This window comes from Pseudoalteromonas sp. MMG022, from assembly GCF_021654245.1.
In the GTDB taxonomy this organism is placed as follows: Bacteria; Pseudomonadota; Gammaproteobacteria; order Enterobacterales; family Alteromonadaceae; genus Pseudoalteromonas; species Pseudoalteromonas amylolytica.
In genome coordinates, this window is record NZ_JAKFZQ010000002.1 from 226,955 (window position 1) to 248,729 (window position 21,775).

A 21,775-nucleotide genomic window follows, 5' to 3' on the forward strand; every position below is an offset into this window, starting at 1 on the left:
AACTTAAGGTGTATGCGATGAAGTGCGTTAACCCCCTGTTATTAGCAGGTTTACTTGCAACAGCGACCAGCGTTCAAGCCAATGACTTAAACCAGGTCATCGATAAAAGTAGTGCAATTAATGAATCTGCACAGAAAACTCAAACAAAGATCGATTCGATAGCTGACTCAATGCAGTCGCGTTTACAAAAGTTCAAAACTCTCAACAAAGAAATTGATGGTCTGGCGGTTTACAACGCGCAATTAGACAAGCAAATCAGTAATCAGCTTGATGAGATGAACGCAATTAATGCTTCTATGGATCAGGTTTCGGTTATTGAACGCCAAATCACACCTTTAATGCTAAGAATGATCACCGGCCTCGAGCAGTTTGTGGCGCTGGACATCCCATTTTTACCAAAAGAACGCCAAGCGCGTATCGCATCAATAAAGGAAATGATGGAACGTGCGGATGTTACATCAAGTGAAAAGTTTCGTCGTGTACTTGAAGCATATCAAGTTGAAGTTGACTATGGCCGTACTATTGAAGCTTATACCGCTTTACTCGACATAGATGGTAAAGAACGAGAGGTCGATTTTCTTCGCATCGGCCGTATGGAATTACTGTACGTAACAAGAGATGGCTCGCAAGCCGGTAGCTGGAACCAAGAAAGCAAGAAATTTGTTGCGCTTGATGACACCAGTATCAGCCAAATCAACAAAGGGCTTCGTATAGCACGCAAGCAACTAGCCCCAGACATGTTAACGCTTCCAGTACACGCTTCAGAGTAAGAGGTTCAAGATGAAATTTATTAAGCAATTTAGTCAAAAGGCCATCTTGGCTGCAACATTCGCATTGTCTACTTCAGCAATGGCTGAACAAGCATTGGATTTAGATTCGCTGCTAAAAACTCTTGAACAAGGTCAAGTAGCTCAAACTCAACAAAACCAAGTACGAGAAGCTGAGTTTAAAGCCAAGCAGGATCAACAAATTGCCATGTTAAACGCACTTACACAAAAGCGTAATGGTGAGTTAGCCCGTTCTGAGCGTTTAGAAACACAATTTGAAGAAAATGAAATCAAATTACAAAACCTAACCGATACCCTGTCTAAGCGTATGGGCTCACTCAAAGAGCTTTTTGGTGTGCTACAACAGGTTGCAGGAGATTCAAGCACGAAGTTTCAAACGTCAGTAGTGTCGGCACAAATCCCTGGCCGTAGCGACTTTATGGATGAAATGGCACAGAAAATGGGCTCAACTTCTCGTCTGGCGTCAATCGAAGACATCGAAAAAGTGTGGTATGAACTGCAACGTGAAATGACAGAGCAGGGTAAAGTTTCGCGATTCAACACAGAAGTTATCGTTGCTGGTGGCGAAAAGGTCAATAAAGAAGTGTTAAGAGTGGGCGCTTTTAACCTGATCTCAGATGGTAAATACTTATCATACAACCCAACGACCAACACATTGTCTGAACTAACTCGTCAGCCAGTGTCTCGTTTCACCGCCACGGCTACTGATCTACAAAATGCAAGCAATGGTGTTGTTGACTTTGCCCTTGACCCAACGGGCGGTTCAATTCTTGGCCTACTTGTTCAAGCACCAAATACAGAAGAACAGGTTCATCAAGGTGGTGCGGTTGGTTACGTGATTCTAGGTGTCGGTGTGTTGGCGCTATTAATCGCCCTTGAACGCTTTATTTCCCTGATGCTTATGGGCGCGAAAATTAATCGCCAGCTTAAAGACACCACGGCACGTGATGACAATCCATTGGGCCGCGTTATGAAAGTAAAAGATCAGTATCCTGATGTGGCGTATGACACGTTGGAATTAAAACTAAGTGAAGCTATCTTACGTGAAATGCCAAAGATTACTCGCAACCTGACATTAATTAAGATAATTTCAGTGGTTGCCCCATTGCTAGGTCTACTTGGTACAGTAACGGGTATGATTAATACCTTCCAAGCAATCACCTTGTTTGGTACGGGTGACCCGAAACTAATGGCAGGTGGTATTTCTCAAGCACTGGTAACCACTGTGTTAGGTCTTGTGGTCGCTATCCCTACCGTATTTCTATACACAATCTTGAATACACGTTCACGCAATTTACTGTTGATTTTACAAGAGCAAAGCGCGGGTATTATCGCAGAGCGCAGTGAAAAAGGAGCGTAATCGTGGTGCTATTGATTGAAGCAATCAATGCGCTACGAGAGTTTTTAGACACAGGTGGCCAGGTTCTGCTGGTCATCGGCCTAATCATCTTTGCGATGTGGTTGCTGATCCTCGAAAGGTTTATGTTCGTTTTCGGACGATATAAGACGTACAAAAATGAGTTGCTGACACTTTGGAAAGCAAGAGACGAAAGAAACAGTTGGAACGCTGAGCAAATTCGCCAAGCCCAGATCTCTCGCGCAGGTATTCGTCTCAACGCGAATCTACCATACATAAACGTAATGGTTGCATTGTGCCCTTTACTGGGCTTATTAGGAACGGTAACTGGCATGATTGAAGTATTTGATGTGATGGCGATTACTGGAACAGGAAGCGCGCGCTCTATGGCATCAGGGGTGTCAAAGGCCACAATCCCAACAATGGCTGGCATGGTTGGCGCTCTGTCTGGGGTGTTCGCATCGACCTATTTACAGCGTAAAACGAAGCGTGAAGTAGAACTGTTAGAAGACAAAATGTTACTTGACCACTAGGTCGAATGAGCAGAGGAAAGAATTATGAGAGCTCCATTAGCGAAAGTTTTTCAAGAAGAAGAAGCAGAAGAAATCAATATGACGCCTATGTTGGACGTGGTTTTTATCATGCTGATATTCTTTATCGTTACCGCATCTTTCGTCAAAGAAGCGGGAATAGATGTTAACCGACCAGAAGCAGCAACTGCTGTAAAGAAGCAGCGCGCAAATATCTTGGTTGCGATTTCTGATAAAGGTGAAATTTGGATCAACAAGCGTCAGGTAGATGTTCGAGCAGTGCAGGCAAATATTGAGCGTTTGAAGGCTGAAAACCCGCAAGGCAGTGTTGTTATCCAAGCAGACAAAAAGGCAACCACAGAAATGCTTATCAAGGTGATGGATGCGTCGAGGGCAGCAGGTGCATTTGATGTTTCAATTGCAGCACAGGAATCATAGGTAGCAATATGCGTTATTTGATAGCACTGATAATTGCTGGCGTTGTTACTTTCTTCTTGTTCTTGGGTATGCAGGCGCTAATTCAAGGTGGAGAAGGAGCTATGACAGAACCAGTAAAAGGTAACGTGCTGGATTTTGTCCGTTTGAAAAAAGAAGAAACGGTGCAAAAGAAAGAACGTAAGCCACAAAAACCACCCACACCTAAAGAGCCGCCACCACCGATGGACTCACCGCAAATGCAAAGCAATGACTTAGATGCTGCAGGTGGAGACTTTGACTTTAGTGCAAATGTTGAAGCCGAAGTCGACTTAGCAGGGGGTTTAGCGCTTGAATCTAGTGATGGTGAATATTTGCCAATCGTTAAAGTTGCACCTGTATATCCGCGTCGCGCTTTATCCCGAGGCATAGAAGGGTATGTCATCGTTGAATTTGTGGTAACCAAGCAAGGCACAGTGAGAGATCCAAAAGTAGTGACGGCCGAACCTGAAGCTATTTTTGATAGAGCTGCGCTTGATGCTGCACTTAAATTTAAATACAAGCCTCGAGTGGTTAACGGCGAAGCGGTTGAAGTCGCTGGTGTTCAGAACAAGATTTCCTTCCAGATAAACGGTTAATGGAAAGGTATAGGTGCGATTATGATTAATATAAAACGAATTACGATAAATAGTGCGCTGTTCGTGGCGGTAGCTGTTGCGCCATCAATCGTCTCGCTTACGCCGTACGTCAGTGTAAGTACTGCATATGCAGAAACCAAAACAAAGCGTGTACCAGCGCTTAGAGAAAAGGTATACAGCCAGCTTGCTAGAGCTCAGAAGTTAGCTGATGACGGTGACGTCAAAGCAGGCTTAGAGGCGTTAGATAGCATCAAAGACCGATCATCTAGCATGAACTCTTATGAAATTGCGATGATGTATAACTTTTATGGTTTTATATATTACAACGAAAACCAGCTTGATAAAGCAATCGCTGCATTTGAGAGCGTGGTTGCTGAGGAAGAAATTCCTGAATCATTAAGATTATCTACAACCTTTAGCTTAGCCCAGCTTGCGATGGCTAATTCTGAATATAACAAGGTTATAAAGTATTTAGAGCAGTGGGATTCTATAAATACTAAAACCATACCTGATAATTATTATGTGTTAAGATCTCAAGCTAATTATCAATTAAAGAATTACCAAGAAGCATTAAAATACATAAATACAGTGATTAATGTTACTGAAGCTGATAACGGTATCCCAAAAGAGAATTGGTTAGTATTGCAACGTGCATTATATTACTCTCTTAATCAACCAATCGAAGTGACAAAGACGCTTGAAAAAATGGTTAAGCTTTTTAATAAACCAGACTATTGGGTTCAGCTTGCAGGGATGTATGGCGAAATAGGTGAAGAGAAAAAGCAGCTGGCAATTTTTGAAGCTGCAAAACAGCAAGGCTTTGTTAAAACTCGGTCTCACATTATGCAGCTAGCACAAGTTTACATGTATAACGGCTTGTCTTATAAAGCTGCCAAGCTTATGGAGCAGGGGTTGCTGTCAGGCGTTGTAGAAGATAACCCGAAAAATCAAGTTTTTATAGCTGAGTCTTTAGTCCAGGCCAAAGAAAATAACAAAGCAATCAGCTACTTTGAAAAAGCAAGCGAGCAAGTAGAGCACGGAAACTATGAGCAAAGGCTTGCGGAGGTCTACATCACGCTTGAAATGTATGATGAAGCCGCAGACGCTGCGCGTTTAGCATTAGATAAAGGAGGGTTAACCTTCGAATCAAATGCTTACGTAGCTCTTGGTATGGCACAGTATAACTTGCAAAACTTTGATGCATCAATATTGGCATTTGAGCAGGCTGAAAAACATAAAAAGTCTGAAAATATCGCTAAGCAATGGATCAAATATGTGAAAAAAGAAAAGCTTCACAGTGAAACTTTAAAACAAGCCTTATTATGATTTTATAATCGCAACACCAAAGCCGCCTTCGGGCGGTTTTTTTATTTCAATTTATTAAATTGTCACTTTTGTTTCTATAAAGTGTAACCCATCTGTAATACAAACTAGTTACTTTATATCCAAGCTTTTTATGCGCTTATAATTATTATATTTTTTGGAGATAAAGATGAAACTTTCTGGGTTATTCAAGGTAAGCCTTGTTGCTTCAGCATTAGTATTGGCTGGTTGTGGTGGTGATATTAAAGTGACGCCAACGGTTAATGATAACAGCGTAAATAATTCAAATAACACAACGAACAATTCAGGTAATCCTACTGACCCTACACCAGATCCAGGCGGTAAAGACAATCCATGTACAAAACGTACTGTTGCAGGTAATGAAGTACAAGGTGAATTTGTAGCACCGCACTGTGTATACGGTACTGACTTTGCGGGTAAAACGTTAGAGATCGAAGAAGATATTACTTTTGCCGCATTAGAAAATGGTGGCGCGCACGTATTTGATGGCGCAATCCAAATGGGTAAAGACTGTAATACCACCCAAAACTGTACCATCGATACTAATGGCCCAACGCTTAACGTTGAAGCTGGCGCTACGCTAGCTTTTAGATCTGGTGAAGCTATTATTCGTATCGGTCGTGGTGCCAAAATTAACGCCGTTGGTACAGCTGACGCGCCAATTACATTTACTTCAGCAAACGTTTTCTCAGAATTTGATATTGCCGAGACTGGCCCTCAATTTGCTGACTGGGGTGGTATCATCATCAACGGCTTTGGTTTAACTAACCAGTGTACAAACGCAGAACGTGCGGCAAATACTTGTAATGCAACATCAGAAGGTATCACTAGCCACTTTGGTGGTAAAAACAATGCAGACAGCAGTGGTACTATCAAATTTGCCAACATTTGGTATGCAGGTTCAGGCCCACGTGAAGGCGGTGATGGCGACGACTTAAACTCGCTGACTTTAAATGCTGTAGGTTCTGGCTCTACCTTTGACTACCTTCATATTCACCAAGGCTTTGATGATGGCATCGAGTTCTTTGGTGGTGCTGCAAACATCAAGCATATCGTTGTAACTGATACTCAGGATGACTCAATCGACATCGATGCAGGGTGGCAAGGCAACGCACAGTTTATTTATGTACAACACGGTACTGTTAAAACGAAGAAAGATGTTACATATACCAACGATGATGATGAATTAGTAACCATTCCTGCAGGTTCAGAAGGTTTCATGGGTAACAACGGTTTTGAAACCGATGGTGAGAAAAATGGCGGAGAAGAGTACAGCGAAGCGCCAGCATCGAACCCAACAATTGCTAACGTAACGGTTGTTACCACTGATGGTAAGTCTATCCGTGACAACGGCGCATCTCAAGCTGTTAAATTTGATGATGCCATCCAAGGTCAGTACTACAATGCGCTATTAGTTAAAGCGGTTGCTGATAACAATACTGCGTGTGTTGAGTTCAAAGATGACGCGGAAGAAGCTGCAAAGAACGACACGCTTAATTTCAATAACTCAGTACTTGCTTGTGTGAACCACTACAAAAATGGCGAGCAGTTCAAAAGTGGCGGTTCTAAGTCTGAGTGGTTTGTTAACAATGCGTCTAGCCAGATACTAAACAGTGCTGAAGGTGTATTGGCTGCTGACGGTTTCTCTACAAACACAGCGTCAACTGAAATCACGATTCAGGCAAACAACTTAAGCGGCTTAGATTTGAGCTTCTTTGACCAAGTAGACTATATCGGTGCTGTATCTGATAAAGATACAACTAGTGACTGGTATAAGTGGGTACAAAAAGCAATCGCTGCGACTAAAAACCAGTAATCTTTTGTGATTTAAATTGTTTATCACGAAGTAGGCGCAGCTATTGCGCCTTTTTTATGATTTTTGGCAGGATTGCAAATGAATACTCAAATGAAATTAAAAAGAATTGCTTTGGCAGTGAGCGCCGCAATCGTTGTAGGTGCATCAGTGCCAAGTTTAGCGGTTGAAGATCAAGCAATCGAAGAAGTCGTTGCGGTTGGCACACGTTTACAAGGCAGTGCAGCAGCGGTCATCGAAGAGCGCAAAAACCAAGCGTTTGTTGCCGACATTATGGGCGCGGAGCAGCTATCCCGCACAGGTGATAGTGATGCCGCTTCAGCGCTTCGACGTGTGACAGGTTTGACCTTGGTAGATGGTAAATTTGTATATGTACGTGGTTTGGGTGAGCGATACTCAAGTGCCAGACTCAACGGGGCGTCAGTACCCAGTCCCGATTTGACGCGTAACGTTGTGCCTTTGGATATTTTCCCGTCTAGTATCATTGAAAGTCTGGCGGTTCAAAAGGCGTATTCACCTTCAATGCCAGCAGCGTTTGGTGGCGGTAATATCGACATTCGGACCAAGTCGGTACCTACAGAGTTTGTCGCTAATATAGAAGTTGGTGTTGGCATGAATTCCAATGCGGATGAAGGGTATACATATTCACGACCAAGCAACGGACAACCCGATGCGCTTCACGCCGCGGTATTACGTTATAGAGGTGACTTTAGTCTAAGCTCTATCGTTGACAAAGATAACATTGTCGATACAGATACGATGAACCGAGCCGAACAAGCCGCAGCTATCAATAAATCTTTCACTTTGTCATTACCTCGTGATTTAGTCGTAACTAAAGAGTCGTTGGACCCTAATTACGACATCAAAGCGACGATTGGTAATAGCTTTGAAGAAGGTTACTTTGGCGGCGATATCGGTGTGATGCTAGCTGTATCATATGACAATGATTGGTCGTATTCTGAGCGTAAGACAGCTGTGGTTGATGATGAAATATCCGACGGTTGTAGCACAGAGTTGGTAACGGAAGATGACGTTAACAATAGTTGTTATATCACTGTAAAAGATTCTAAAGTCACGACTGAAAATGAGCGTATTAGCGGAATATTCAGCTTAGGCTATAAACTCGATCAGCACAGCGTAAATTACTCAAAAATATACCTTGAAGACAACGAAGATGAACTTAGCTTAGCAATTTTACAAAGTCCAAACGGTAGTACTGTAAGAACGATAGTGGGTTCAGACCAAGCACAGCGTTTCCATAGTTTTAATTATGAAGAGCGCGTACTTGATGTAGACCAATTTATTGGCCAGCATACCTTCTTGGATTGGATGGGGCTTGGTGCAGATTGGCAGTACACGGAATCAGAAGCAGAAACGCGTATACCAACCAATATTGATTATAAGTTTATTGATACCTTTGATAATGGTAATTACAAAAATTCTATCGTGACGGGTGATGATAACCGAGCGGTTTACTCATTCACGAACATGGTAGATAACGTTAAATCGGCAAGTGGCAACTTAACGCTACCTCTTACATTTGAAGGTATCGAGGTCACTTTAAAAGCGGGTTATGACTTTCTCGATCGAGCCCGTGTTTATAACACATCAAGCTTTGCAATAAACAATGAAACTGGCATTCCAATCCCTGTTAATGGTGACGAAAACAGTATATTGGGTTTATCTTCCTACCTAACCGACGAGTTTATCGGTAACAACGATTTCTTCTTGTCGTTTAACGAGCCGACAGCGCCAAGTGCAGATGATTATATCGCCGCACAGAAAATAGATGCTGGGTATTTTGAATTTGATATGTTCTTCGATAACACATGGCGTCTAAGCGGTGGTCTACGATACGAAGATTTCAAACAGGTTTCTATTGGTACCTCTAGTTTGATTTTCGACCGAGTAACACAAGGCATCTATTATTCAGAAGAAAAAATTCAGGAAGGAACTGTAAATCAGGACGATATATTTAGATCGCTTGCTCTGACTTATTTGGCTGAAAATAACTATCAAGTTCGATTTAGTTACGGTGAAACTGTGGTGCGCCCAGACTTACGAGAGTTGGTTGCTGTTGCTTACTTTGACCCGCTAACAGATATTAAAACGTTTGGTACACCTGGGCTTAAAAGTAGCGACTTAGAAAATTACGATGCACGCTTTGAATACTACATGGACAACGGCGATAACTTCTCGGTTGGTGCGTTCTATAAGGACATTACAAATCCGATTGAAACTGTACTTCGCGTAGGAGATGAAGATTACACCGCATCATTCGTTAACGGTATTGAAGGTGAAGTCTATGGTATAGAAACAGAGTGGCTATTTGACCTTTCGAGTGTTGTGAGCGGTATTTTTACGTCGGGTAACATTACCTTAAGTGACTCAGAAGTGTCTATTGATCCTGCCTTTGCGGGTAACTTAACAAACCCAACCAAACGCATGACAGGTCATTCTAAGTATGTAGTAAACTTACAGCTTGGTTATGATTCTGCGGATGGCCAACACAGTGGCTCATTAGTTTACAACGTATTTGGTGAGCGTATTCTCGCATCGGGTATTGGTGGCCGTGAAGATGCATTTGAACAGCCATTCCATTCACTGGATTTAGTGTATACGTGGTACCCCGATTTCAACTCAAAAGTTAAGTTTAAAATCAAAAACTTACTAGATGAAGAACAAGAGGTAACTCAGTCAGACATCATTGTTCGTCAAAAAGAAGTCGGTACGTCTGTGAGTATAAACTACAGCTACGAATTCTAATCAAACGAACTTGTTACTGTAAATTTGAAGCCAAGGTTCACACCTTGGCTTTTTTTATCCCTCATAAAAAATAATTAGATTACATTGCCAAAATATGACATGTGACGTAGAATAATGTCATAACGTTAAGTGAACTAGCGCTTAACATAAAAATTTAAGTATAAATGTCAGTTGTTTAATAAATCTGTCATCTTTATGCTTTAAAGTGCACCGAATCTAAAAGGTTATAACAAATAATTATAAAACAACCTGGAACCGAGTTCTGAATTGATGTTGTGAACATCAGATTAGGACAACCTTTACATGTTGTATCCAAACCCCGCTTTGCGGGGTTTTTTATGTCAGACCATTCCATTTAAGAATATATTAATAGATATCAGCTTATTATGAATAATAAGATGAAAGTCAATTAGATTGTCCCTGCATTAGTCTTCCTAACAAGATAATTCCAATAGATAGCCGATTTTATGATTTGAATCCTGATGCTACTTTGCTCTGAGCGACCTAGTCGTTCATCTTAAGTACTCATCAATTCTGAAAGTCAAATAGTGGCAAAATATTCGCAAATTATGGCTAGTCGAAACTCAACTTATTTGTTATTTTGGACGTCTAGACTCACGCAATGTCTATTAATTTTTAAAGTAAGGTAAACAAAATATGAAGAAAGTGGGACTCGTTGGTTGGCGTGGTATGGTTGGCTCTGTGTTAATGCACAGAATGTTAGAAGAAAATGACTTTTCAAAAGTTGATTCATATTTCTTTACAACATCACAAACGGGGCAACTAGGCCCTGATTTTGCCGGCGATGCAAAACCTTTGCTAGATGCCAATGATGTAAACGCCTTATCTGAAATGGAGATTATAATTTCATGTCAGGGGGGCGATTACACTAAGTCTGTTTATCCAGCATTGCGTGAGTCAGGTTGGAACGGTTATTGGATAGACGCCGCATCAGCGCTACGCATGGCGCAAGAAAGTATCATTATTTTGGACCCGGTAAATAATGATGTAATCACACAAGGGTTAGAGCAGGGGGTTAAAACCTTTGTAGGTGGCAACTGTACAGTCTCTTTGATGTTACTGGCATTAGGTGGGTTGTTCGAAAAAGACTTGATTGAATGGGTAAGCCCCATGACTTACCAAGCCGCATCGGGTGCTGGTGCGCGCAATATGCGAGAATTGATCACGCAAATGGGGGAAATTCACGCATCTGTTGCACAGCAGCTAGCAGACCCAGGTTCTGCCATTCTTGAAATTGATAAAATCGTGGCGAACAAAATTAAGTCTGAGGACTTACCGACCGATCAATTTGGTGTACCACTGGCGGGTAGTTTGATCCCATGGATTGACGTGCCAATGGAGTCGGGTCAGTCAAAAGAAGAATGGAAGGCTCAAGTGGAAGCCAACAAAATTTTAGGTTCATTAAAGTCTCCTATTCCTATCGATGGCCTTTGTGTGAGAATTGGTGCGATGCGCTGTCACTCTCAGGCGATGACAATCAAACTTAAAGCTGACTTACCGGTTGATGAGATCGAACGTATTTTGGCGTCTCATAATGAGTGGGTTAAGGTCATTCCAAATGATAGAGAGCAAACAGCACAGGAGCTGACACCAGTGAATGTTACCGGCACCTTGTCAATTCCTGTTGGGCGTATTAGAAAACTAAGTATGGGCCCAGAATACATTAGCGCCTTTACGGTAGGCGATCAGCTATTATGGGGAGCAGCTGAACCGCTACGTCGTATGTTGCGTATTATCCTCGAACATTAATTACTCTGTACTATTACATGAAGAAATAGTTCATCTCTTTATCGCAGATTTGTCTGGCACTGAATTGGTGCCAGACTGGTAATAGTAGCGCTAAGGCAAAGAGATGAGAAACTATATCAAAATGGTTACAGCAGGCGTATTCATGTTTGCTGCATAAGCACAGGTAACTGCTGCATTTACTTGCTCAGGCTATGTAAAATATGTCTATTCGATCATGATGGTGGCTTTGAGCTTGAGCCTGTAATTATTTACCCAGAACAAACTTATTTGCTGGGCCAAGTATTAGAAGCCATCCGTCAATTTGATGAGAATAAAACAAAATACACCTTAGTTGTAGAAAATCGTGATGGCGGAAACAGAAAATGTCACGATGGCGAAAGCGGTAATGCTTTACGCGCTATCATCGAGTACTAATTAGTAGATTCATTGAATATGGCGCAAACGGCGCCATTTTTACTTTTGTTGCCAGAATTTTTCAAACAGTTTTGGAAATTGGGCCTTTAATAATTTGGGCTTATTTTTAAATTTTTTCCCCTGTGGCTGAAAATTAACGACGTTATGATAGGGTAACTCTTCGCCAGAGAGATCTTCATAAAGTAAGCCCGCGACTAAATCTAGCTCGTCGCAGTAAGGAGCAGGGAGGTTGTCTTGGTATGGCATATGTGGGTATTCTGCCAGCGCTTCTGGGTCTTTAACAAACAATTCAAGATTATTTTTACCTTGTAATATTAACCAGTTACAAAAATCTAAAAAGTCATATTCACTGTTACAGCCACAAATTACATAGGCAAATGTCCAGTTATCCCAGTGCCAAAGCTTTCTTAGATTTTGTGTGTATAACTCATCGAACTGAGCGATGTCTTTTGTTTGCAGAGGTGACAGGGCTGTTCTGAGTGCTTGGTTGACATCGTTTTCATGGTGCACCGACTCGATAATCTGCCAAAAAGTGTCATTATTCATAAATTTATTTAGCTGTACTTCGCATTTGGTATATTGCCGCTATTTTAGCATAGCTTTATAAGCAAGCGTATTCCCCTAGATCTTTTGGCTTTATTGCTGTAGATTCGCGTTGCAGTAATCGGTGTGGCGAGATAAAAAATGTTTGATAGTGGATTTGCGTGTATAGGGTTGACTAACCCGAAGAGCCCTAGCAATGTTGGTGCTGTTATGCGAGCAGCGGGGTGTTATGGTGTGAATTCTGTATTTTATACTGGGAAACGTTTTGAAAACGCGCGAAAATTTACGACTGACACAAAAAAGGTCTACCAAAACATTCCTTTGATTGGTACGGATTCCCTTAGTTCTGTTTTGCCATTGGGTGCAACGCCTGTCGCTATTGAACTGATTGAAGGGGCCAAACCGCTCACTGAATATAAGCATCCTAAAAGCGCTTTTTATATGTTCGGACCAGAGGATGGCTCTTTAGACAAAGAAACGCTTAAGCTATGCCAAGATGTGATCTATGTTCCGACTCAAGGGTGTATGAACTTGGCAGCGACGGTTAATGTGATACTGTATGACCGACTTCTAAAATCTGGCTTGAAGTTTAATCATGATGAAATCATCAGAAGCAGTCGAGACAACAACAACAATATTGTGTTATCAGAATTATTAGCGCGATGAGTGAGCCTATATTACCAATTACAACGTGCCACCTTATCAAACCAAGGCTTATTCGTTAGTGCTTTAGCCTCGGCTGGTGGAGCTAGCACCAATTCGATTCCCATTGGCCTAGCTAAGTGTTTGTCAATGAGTCGCTGTAATTGGACGCCAGCCAACTGCTCGAACGCTTCCATAAGCTTTTTCTTTGTCATTAGATCTGGGCTCACGCCTTGTCGATGGTAATAGGCTGTATTGACCCAAAGTAAATAAGCTTTCTTAGAATCATCTGGGTATTCATCAGAGAGTTGCGCTATACGCGAGTATAATCTTTGATAGTTAAGGTATTGCTCCTGAAGCACAAAGGTTAACAATAAGTTTATCCCTGAGTTTATGTGACCTGAGTGATTGTGTACCACTTGGAATCCAGCCAACGCATTACGAAAATGTTCATTTGCCTTAGCAAAGTCTTTTTGATCTAGTGATATAGCGCCTAGGTTATTTTCAATGGTCGCTAAACCTCTTTGATCATCTCGGCGTTTGGCAATGTCTGCAGCTTCCTTATAAAGTGCTTTAGCCAATTCAAACTGGTGCTGGTATCGTGCAACGATAGCGCTGCTGATTAAAAGGGAAATCCGTTGAGAAGACTTACTGGCGTGTTTTAACGCACAAGAAAAAGTGTGCTGCGCTGCATCAAGATAGTCAAGCTTCCTCAACCAAATTCCAGTACCACTTAAAATGCTCACGAGCCGATTTACAAACTCCGGCTGTCCATCATGAACAAAAAGCTGTTCGATATTTGGCTCAACGTCATCTAACTTGTTTAGAATAAGCGATAAACGCATTTTAAGTACGTAATAAGAAATCTGTTGTTCGTCTGTTAATTTTGTAACATCCTCAATACTACCCAAAATATTTAGTGCTTGCTCAGGGTCCGAACGCAAAAAATATTGAGCTCGAGTGAGTTGATATTCATAATCTTTATTCGTAGCTGAACTTGGGAAGCAATTAAAAGCAACAGCTAAGGCGATAAGACACAGAAATGATTTGAACAACTAGACAATCCGAACAAGGAACAACATTGAGTTAATTATAGAATACGCAATAATGCGGTCAAGCGATGATTGAAAACGGCTCTATACGATAGCCTAAAAATGATGCTATATATCCCATAATTTACGTTATGTTAAATTAAATAAAATGCCCAATAACTTCATCATAACTCCAAATCAATTACTTACGAGAGATAATGACAATAAAACAAGGCTTTTACGAGCCACTTTGTATGCCAATTTCGAAGAAGATTGGAACTTAAGTTTTTTCTACAGTGATGATAATGGACGAGACGCTACTGATGCTGAAATTCTATTAAAGTTTGCCAACAGAAATGCACCAGCCTAATGATTAAATGTACTCGCTTCGACTTGCTCTGGTAGTTACTCGCTAGACTGCCAGCGACTGGTCTGTTATGTTTGAGCTCTATCTGCGCCATTCCAATATTGCTAAGCTTGATTTAAATTATCGATTCTATAAAATGTCCAATACTAGTCAATATCGGACATTTAAAGAATGTTGATACCATTGGTCGACACACTCAAGCAACTTCGTTACCAAATTGCACATATAGAAGATAAAACGTTGTCCCATGAATACCCGCAACTTGATGTGTTCTTAACCCATCTGTCCTCAAATGTTGAGGATGTTTGGGAAGACGTAGCTTTTTTATATCAGTTTCTTTATGTATACGGCAGAAAGTCCGAGGCTACTTTCAACCGTTTTCGCAATGAACTTGAACGATACTACCTTTGGGCATGGCTCAAAAAAAAGCAGTCAGTGTTCTCCCTAAAGCGTGATGATGTTGAAGAGTATGTAGATTTTATGGTTGAGCCTGAGAGTTCATGGTGTGCAGATTCAGTCCAGTGGCGTTACAAAGATCAAAAAGGGATTCGCCAAGTCAATGATAACTGGCGCCCTTTTGTTGCCAAAGAAAACTCTGTTAGTCAGCAAACATTAGCGGCGATGTTTACAGCATTAAACGTGTTTTACAAATTCGCCATTTTAGAAGAAAAGTCAAATACCAACTTTGTACCCGTGGTCAAAAAAAATAGTCCATATCTTGTAGTACAGTCGCAGATAAAATTACCTGATACGCTAAGCAACTTACAATGGGAATATGTGTTAGGTGTCACAAAAGATATGTGCGAAGAACACCCAGAACTTGAGCGTAATTTATTTACTCTTGCCTGTTTAAAGGGGCTTTATCTGAGAATTTCTGAATTATCAGAGCGTGCGCAGTGGTCTCCGGTTATGAGTCACTTTTGGCAGGACCCAGATGGGTTTTGGTACTTGCGGATCATGGGTAAAGGCAATAAATTACGAGATGTAACGTTAAGTAATGATTTTATAGAACACTTAAAACGCTATCGTGCATATCGAGGTTTAGCTCCCCTCCCCCGAGTTGACGAACCCTACCCGATAATCCATAAATTACGTGGTCAGGGTGGAATGAACGTGCGACAAATACGTCGTATTGTACAGCAAAGCTTTGATTTAGCAGTAGAATCTCTTAACAAAGATGGGTTTACTGATGAAGCTGAACAGTTAAAAGCGGCTACTGCTCATTGGTTGCGCCATACTGGTGCTACGCATGATGCACAGCATCGACCGTTGAAACATCTATCAGAAGATTTGGGACACGCGAAGATAGCTACCACTGACCAAATCTATATTCAAACAAACATAAAAGACCGTGCAAAGTCAGGCGTAAAACGCAAATTGTAATTATGTTAAATTGACCCTCATTTTTGTTTTTAAGGGCCAATCCAAGTTAAAGAAAGTTTCAGTCGACGCTAAGTTATAGCACGAGCGATAAACTCAATCGGGTGCAATGGCTTTTGCTTTTCGTAGCGCTTCACCTGGCTTCTACATGAAAAGCCCGTTGCGAGTAAATTATCAGGTGACACTGCTTGAACATGACTTTGCCAAGACATTTCATAAAGTGTTCGACTATTTTTCTGGTTTTGTAACTCATGACCATAGGTGCCGGCCATACCACAACAACCTGTATTCGGAGTTACAAGTTTAAGGCCAAGCTGGGAAAAGATATCCTGCCACACTTTGGAAGTGCTCGGCAATGCAGTGGTTTCCGTACAATGAGTCAACAAAGTGTACTGACTTGCGGGCTCAACATTTAAAACTAGCTTAGACCAGTCCTGATCTTTTAACCACTCGTGGGCAAGGCGAACTGAAAAGTCTAACTTATCGTCAGTTACAAACTGTTTGTATTCATCTCGGTAGACCATAACCAAAGACGCATCGAGGCCGATCATGGGAATGTTATGTTGTGCAAGTTGATGTAAAAACTCGGCGGCTTTATTCGCGGTTTTACTAAATGCTTTTAAGAAACCTTTTACATGTTGTGCCTTACCATTGGGTACGAAAGGTAAAAGAATAGGAGTTTTACCTAACGCTTCTACAACATCAACACAGGATGCAACAAGTTCTGCTTCATAATAACTAGTAAATGGATCTTGTACGATAAAAACAGAATTTAGTTTCTCTTGCTCGCTCATATTTTCAAGCAAAGTTTCATTATAATGGTACTTGTCTTCAACGCGCCTTTGAAGTGAAGGTGTGCTGAGCATAGGTGTATCAACGTAGCCAAACATACGTTTTATTGAAGCTGATACAAGATCACTTGAAACGATAGGATTAACAAAGGACGCAAACTTGGAAAGAATGGGTGCCATAGTTTCAATGTTTCCAACTAAGTAATCTTTTAGAGGACGGTTGTATTTGCTGTGATAAAGATTTAAAAAGCGCGCTCTAAAACTGGGGACATCAACTTTAATTGGGCAAGCCGTGGTACAGGCTTTACAAGCCAAGCATTCGTCCATTGATTCTTTAACTTCATGAGAAAAATCGTAAGCCCCCTGCTTCTTCGCGCTACTATTTCTGTAACGTTCCCACCACGTGGTATCATTTTCTTTATGAATGAGTTGCTTTTCAACGCTAAGTACGTCGACATTTGCTTCTTTTTGCAGTCGCAACCACTCACGAATTAAGCTGGCGCGGCCTTTAGGTGAATGGCGTCTATCTTTTGTAACTTTATAAGATGGGCACATGGGTGAAGCTTCGTCATAGTTGAAGCACAAACCGTTACCATTACAGTTCATGGCATTTTCATAACTGTTGCGTACGTCGATATCAATGCGTTTATCAAACCAGGCTCGTTTTTTATCATCAACACTAACTAGTGAGTCTTCACTTTCAATAGGTGTACATATTTTTCCTGGGTTTAGACGGTTGTCTCTGTCAAAAGCAGATTTGATTTTTCGTAGCTCATTAAATAATTGCTCGCCAAAAAATTCGGGTCCATATTCACTGCGATAACCTTTCCCGTGCTCCCCCCACATTAAGCCACCATATTTGGCGGTAAGGGCAACCACTTGATCTGAAATTGTGCGCAGTAGCTTTTCTTGCTCTGGATCACACATATCAAGCGCTGGGCGAACATGAAGAACACCAGCATCAACGTGGCCAAACATACCATATTGAAGATTATGAGAGTCTAAAAGTGCTCTAAACTCAGAAATAAAGTCAGCCAAATTCTCCGGTGGAACAGCGGTATCTTCTGCAAATGCCAGTGGCTTTTGTTTGCCTTTGGTATTACCTAGCAGACCCACGGACTTTTTACGCATTGCGTATATTTTTAAAATATCTTCTTTATTATTAGTGAGTTGATACCCAATAACACCCGCTTGCTTGTTCGCAATGAGCACATCCAATTTGCGACATAACTCTGATATTTTATCGTCCATTTCATCAGCTGTTTCACCGTTGAATTCGACCATGTTTAAACCGTGCATATCTATGCCTGGTACATCAGTAATTAAGTCCGATACTGAATGCCAGATAATGTCTTCCTTAGCAAGATTTAAAACTTTACTGTCGACTGTTTCGACAGATGTAGCCTGAGCTTCTACGAGAAACGGTGAGTTTCTAAGTGCTGAGTCAAAACTATCATATTTGATATTGATTAATGTCTTGTACGGCGCAATTGGTGTTATGTTCAGTTTCGCTTCGCTCACCACGCCCAGTGAACCTTCCGAACCAGTAATAATACGTGAAAGGTCGAAGGTGCTAAGGTCCTCGTTGAAAACATTTTCTAAATCATAACCGGTTAAAAACCGATTCAACCGAGGAAATTTCGATAAGATAAGATCTCGATTTGGTTCGCAAGATTCGAGCACTTGCGAATAAATTTGTGCGATACGGTTGTCTTGCTCGGCAATAATCTTTGCTTTTTCAATGGCTATTTTACTAGTGTTTAGTTCCGTGCCATCAACAAGATAGGTTTTTAGCCCTAAAACATGGTCGCTTGTTTTACCATATACCAAAGACCCTTGCCCTGACGCATCTGTGTTCACCATGCCGCCTACAGTTGCGCGGTTGCTGGTCGATAAGTCAGGGGCAAAGAAGAATCCATAAGGCTTCAAGAAGTCATTGAGCTGATCTTTAATAACACCTGCTTGTACCCTAACCCAGCGTTCTTCAACATTGATCTCTATTATCTCGCGCATATGACGGGAAAGGTCTATGACGATACCAGGTGTAAGGGATTGTCCATTTGTGCCGGTGCCGCCACCACGAGGTCCAAAAGTAAGCGATAAAAAAGGGTCTTGCGCGGCGCACTGCAATGCCGTTTGGATATCTTTATTGTTTTTAGGGAAAATAACAGCTTGAGGAACATTTTGATAAATGCTGTTGTCAGTTGAATTTATAAGCCTTGTTCCATAGCTACAATCAGTTTCTCCTGCAAACCCTGCACTTTTTATCGTGTGCAAATAGTCGTTTAGTAGTTCGTTTGCTGTATCTTGCTGACTTATATTGGCGATCATGATGGTAATAAATTATTGCTTTTGACACATTGTATCATGGAGTTAGATTTAAAAAATTGAGAAATTTAATCTTTGTTACATATTAAGAAAACTTTGACACATCCCATGTCTTATATTGAGAAAGTAACTTTAGGAGGTGGCCAATGAAAAAACTATGTATTTTGGCTCTAGGTAGTTTGTTTATACTGCTAGCGCTAGTTTTTGTGATTGTGCCTGGTCCATCAATTATATTTTTGTTGGCGGCGTTGGTGTGTTTTGCAATGTACTACCCAAAGGCTCGCACTTGGTTAAAGAAAGTGCAGTCAATATTTACTAAGGCATGTTATAAATTAGATGGGCTAAAGTAATAAATCAAAAAGGCCGGTGATTACCGGCCTTTTGCATATGTTTGGTTAGTCTTTAAGCTTATCAGCTAGGTATAACCAAGTTTCTAGTACTGTATCAGGGTTTAGTGAAACAGAGTCAATACCCTGCTCTACCAACCAAGCTGCAAAGTCTTCATGATCTGAAGGACCCTGACCACAAATACCTACATACTTCCCTTTATCTTTGGCTGTTTTGATTGCCATAGAAAGTAGTTTTTTAATTGCAGGATTACGTTCATCAAATAAGTGAGCGATTAATCCTGAATCACGGTCAAGACCGAGTGTCAGCTGAGTTAAGTCGTTAGAACCGATAGAGAAACCATCGAAGTACTCTAAGAATTCTTCTGCAAGTAATGCATTTGATGGCAATTCACACATCATGATCACTTTAAGACCATTCTCGCCGCGCTTGAGGCCATGCGCTTCCAATAGTTCGATAACTTGAGCTGCTTCTTCAAGTGTACGAACAAATGGGATCATGATCTCGACATTGGTCAGGCCCATACCATTACGTACACGCTTGATAGCTTCACATTCAAGTGCAAAACATTCGCGGAAATCTTCAGAAATATATCGCGATGCGCCACGGAAACCGATCATTGGGTTTTCTTCTTCCGGTTCGTATTGCTGGCCACCTACTAAGTTTGCATACTCATTAGATTTAAAGTCAGACATACGAACGATTACACGTTCAGGCGCAAATGCACAGCCTAGAGTGGAGATACCTTCAACTAATTTAGCAATGTAGAACTCAACCGGCGACTCATAACCTGCAATGATATCATTGATTTCTGCTTGTAGGTCAGCGTCTTGGCTATCGAAATTAATAAGCGCTTTAGGGTGAACACCAATCATACGGTTAATGATAAATTCTAAACGGGCTAAGCCGATACCAGCATGTGGTAAACGAGCAAAGTCAAATGCGCGGTCTGGGTTGCCCACGTTCATCATTATCTTCATTGGTAATTCTGGCATTTCATCAACACGTGACGAAATTACTTCATATTCCAATTCACCTTCGTAGATGTAGCCAGTGTCGCCTTCGGCACATGATACTGTTACGTGTTGGTTATTGGTGATGAGATCTGTTGCATTGCCACAACCTACAACTGCTGGGATACCTAATTCGCGGGCAATAATTGCTGCGTGACATGTACGGCCACCACGGTTAGTAACGATTGCAGCAGCGCGTTTCATGATTGGTTCCCAGTCTGGGTCAGTCATGTCAGTAACGAGCACGTCACCTTGTTGTACTTTGTCCATTTCATCAATTGAGTTAAGTACACGAACAACACCAGAACCAATTTTATGGCCGATTGCGCGACCTTCTGCGATAACCGTTGATTGTGCCTTAAGTTGGAAGCGCTCCATAACATTAGCGTCTTCATTTGAGCGAACGGTTTCAGGGCGGGCCTGAACGATGTAAAGTTTACCATCATTACCATCTTTCGCCCACTCAATATCCATTGGTCGGCCATAATGCTTCTCAATGATAACAGCTTGTTTTGCTAGCTCTTGTACTTCTTCATCAGTAATAGAAAACTGAGCTGACTTTGCTGGGTCCATATCAACAATTTCAACTTGCTTACCGTGTGACTCGTCACTTGAGTAAATCATTTGAATTGCTTTAGAGCCGATATTACGACGTACAACAGCTGGCAAGCCTTTGTTTAGTGTAGGTTTATGGACATAGAATTCATCTGGGTTTACTGCACCCTGAACAACCATCTCACCAAGACCGTAACTTGAGGTTACAAATACCACGTCTTCAAAACCAGATTCAGTATCGATACTAAACATAACGCCTGAAGATGCTTTGTCTGAACGAACCATGCGTTGGATACCAGCAGATAAAGCAACTCCACGGTGATCATAGCCTTGGTGAACACGATAAGAAATTGCGCGATCGTTAAATAACGAAGCGAATACGTGCTTAATCGCAACCATCACAGCGTCAATACCACGAACGTTCAAAAATGTTTCTTGCTGGCCTGCAAATGATGCATCTGGCATATCCTCAGCAGTTGCTGATGAACGAACGGCAAATGAAACGTCTGAATTTGTATCACCATGAAGAGTGGTGTAAGCGTCGCGGATTGCTTGGTCTAGAGATGGTTGGAAGGGGGTATCTATGATCCATTGTCTAATTTGGGCGCCAACCTTGGCGAGGGTGTTGACGTCATCGACATCAAGGGTATCTAGTATGGTGTGGATCTTTTCGTTGAGACCTGATTGGTCTAGGAATTCATTGAAGGCTTCTGCGGTAGTCGCGAATCCTCCTGGAACTTGTACACCAGCGTTTGATAAATTAGATATCATTTCCCCAAGTGAAGCATTTTTACCACCAACTCGAGGTACGTCTTGCATACCTAACTCTTGATACCAGAGAACGTAGTCTTGCACGGAACTGTCTCCAAAAACAAATTGTAATAAATGTGAGAGATTGTTTGACCTTTTGTAGGGGTCGCAGGCATTCTACACTGGTAAGCAC

Annotated in this window: 17 protein-coding genes; 13 read left to right on the top strand and 4 right to left on the bottom strand. The window is 41.5% G+C overall.

The annotated features are described in order from the left end of the window. Nucleotides 1-17: 17 nt before the first annotated feature. The 10 genes from L1070_RS02730 (at nt 18) to L1070_RS02775 (ending at nt 11,834) form a co-directional block, all read left to right on the top strand. Nucleotides 18-770 (top strand): DUF3450 domain-containing protein, encoded by a 753-nt coding sequence (locus L1070_RS02730; protein ID WP_237124385.1) that lies wholly within the window; start codon nt 18-20, stop codon nt 768-770. A 10-nt stretch (nt 771-780) separates the two neighbouring features. Beyond that, nucleotides 781-2,148: a MotA/TolQ/ExbB proton channel family protein gene (locus L1070_RS02735; RefSeq protein ID WP_070982914.1), complete on the top strand. Its 1,368-nt coding sequence runs from the start codon at nt 781-783 to the stop codon at nt 2,146-2,148. Between the two features lie 2 nt (nt 2,149-2,150). Further along, nucleotides 2,151-2,678 (top strand): MotA/TolQ/ExbB proton channel family protein, encoded by a 528-nt coding sequence (locus tag L1070_RS02740; protein ID WP_070982913.1) that lies wholly within the window; start codon nt 2,151-2,153, stop codon nt 2,676-2,678. A 24-nt stretch (nt 2,679-2,702) separates the two neighbouring features. Continuing rightward, nucleotides 2,703-3,113 (top strand): biopolymer transporter ExbD, encoded by a 411-nt coding sequence (locus L1070_RS02745; RefSeq protein WP_070982912.1) that lies wholly within the window; start codon nt 2,703-2,705, stop codon nt 3,111-3,113. Nucleotides 3,114-3,121: 8 nt separating this feature from the next. After that, a complete protein-coding gene (locus tag L1070_RS02750) occupies nt 3,122-3,727 on the top strand; it encodes an energy transducer TonB (RefSeq protein WP_070982911.1) in 606 nt (201 codons plus the stop codon). Between the two features lie 21 nt (nt 3,728-3,748). Next, nucleotides 3,749-5,053: a CDC27 family protein gene (locus tag L1070_RS02755; RefSeq protein ID WP_237124386.1), complete on the top strand. Its 1,305-nt coding sequence runs from the start codon at nt 3,749-3,751 to the stop codon at nt 5,051-5,053. 166 nt (nt 5,054-5,219) lie between these two features. Continuing rightward, the gene (locus L1070_RS02760) at nt 5,220-6,887 is read left to right on the top strand and encodes a hypothetical protein (RefSeq protein WP_237124387.1); all 1,668 of its coding nucleotides are present in this window, start codon (nt 5,220-5,222) and stop codon (nt 6,885-6,887) included. Between the two features lie 78 nt (nt 6,888-6,965). After that, a complete protein-coding gene (locus L1070_RS02765; RefSeq protein WP_070982908.1) occupies nt 6,966-9,650 on the top strand; it encodes a TonB-dependent receptor in 2,685 nt (894 codons plus the stop codon). Between the two features lie 657 nt (nt 9,651-10,307). Next, nucleotides 10,308-11,420, top strand: a complete 1,113-nt coding sequence (asd, locus tag L1070_RS02770) for an aspartate-semialdehyde dehydrogenase (protein WP_070982907.1) — start codon at nt 10,308-10,310, stop codon at nt 11,418-11,420. A 180-nt stretch (nt 11,421-11,600) separates the two neighbouring features. Next, entirely contained in the window at nt 11,601-11,834 is a 234-nt protein-coding gene (locus L1070_RS02775) for a hypothetical protein (protein ID WP_237124388.1), read from the top strand. Nucleotides 11,835-11,873: 39 nt separating this feature from the next. Here L1070_RS02775 and L1070_RS02780 read toward each other — a convergent pair whose 3' ends face one another. Further along, nucleotides 11,874-12,380: a DUF4240 domain-containing protein gene (locus tag L1070_RS02780; RefSeq protein ID WP_237124389.1), complete on the bottom strand. Its 507-nt coding sequence runs from the start codon at nt 12,378-12,380 to the stop codon at nt 11,874-11,876. Between the two features lie 138 nt (nt 12,381-12,518). Between L1070_RS02780 and L1070_RS02785 the strand changes: the two genes are divergently transcribed. Further along, nucleotides 12,519-13,043, top strand: coding sequence for an RNA methyltransferase (locus L1070_RS02785; RefSeq protein ID WP_237124390.1), 525 nt, complete (start codon nt 12,519-12,521; stop codon nt 13,041-13,043). Nucleotides 13,044-13,054: 11 nt separating this feature from the next. On the opposite strand, the gene L1070_RS02790 is transcribed toward L1070_RS02785, so the two are convergent. After that, nucleotides 13,055-14,074 carry a tetratricopeptide repeat protein gene (locus L1070_RS02790; protein ID WP_237124391.1) on the bottom strand — a complete coding sequence of 340 codons (1,020 nt, stop codon included), beginning with the start codon at nt 14,072-14,074 and terminating at the stop codon, nt 13,055-13,057. Nucleotides 14,075-14,588: 514 nt separating this feature from the next. On the opposite strand from L1070_RS02790, the gene L1070_RS02795 reads away from it, so the two are divergent. Further along, entirely contained in the window at nt 14,589-15,800 is a 1,212-nt protein-coding gene (locus L1070_RS02795) for a site-specific integrase (protein WP_237124392.1), read from the top strand. Between the two features lie 68 nt (nt 15,801-15,868). Here L1070_RS02795 and L1070_RS02800 read toward each other — a convergent pair whose 3' ends face one another. Beyond that, the gene (locus tag L1070_RS02800; protein ID WP_237124393.1) at nt 15,869-18,919 is read right to left on the bottom strand and encodes an FAD-binding and (Fe-S)-binding domain-containing protein; all 3,051 of its coding nucleotides are present in this window, start codon (nt 18,917-18,919) and stop codon (nt 15,869-15,871) included. Nucleotides 18,920-19,062: 143 nt separating this feature from the next. On the opposite strand from L1070_RS02800, the gene L1070_RS02805 reads away from it, so the two are divergent. After that, nucleotides 19,063-19,266 (top strand): PGPGW domain-containing protein, encoded by a 204-nt coding sequence (locus L1070_RS02805; RefSeq protein WP_237124394.1) that lies wholly within the window; start codon nt 19,063-19,065, stop codon nt 19,264-19,266. A gap of 45 nt (nt 19,267-19,311) precedes the next feature. Here L1070_RS02805 and ppsA read toward each other — a convergent pair whose 3' ends face one another. After that, on the bottom strand, nt 19,312-21,687 hold the full coding sequence (ppsA, locus tag L1070_RS02810; protein WP_237124395.1) for a phosphoenolpyruvate synthase: 2,376 nt from the start codon (nt 21,685-21,687) through the stop codon (nt 19,312-19,314). Between the last annotated feature and the right edge of the window lie 88 nt (nt 21,688-21,775).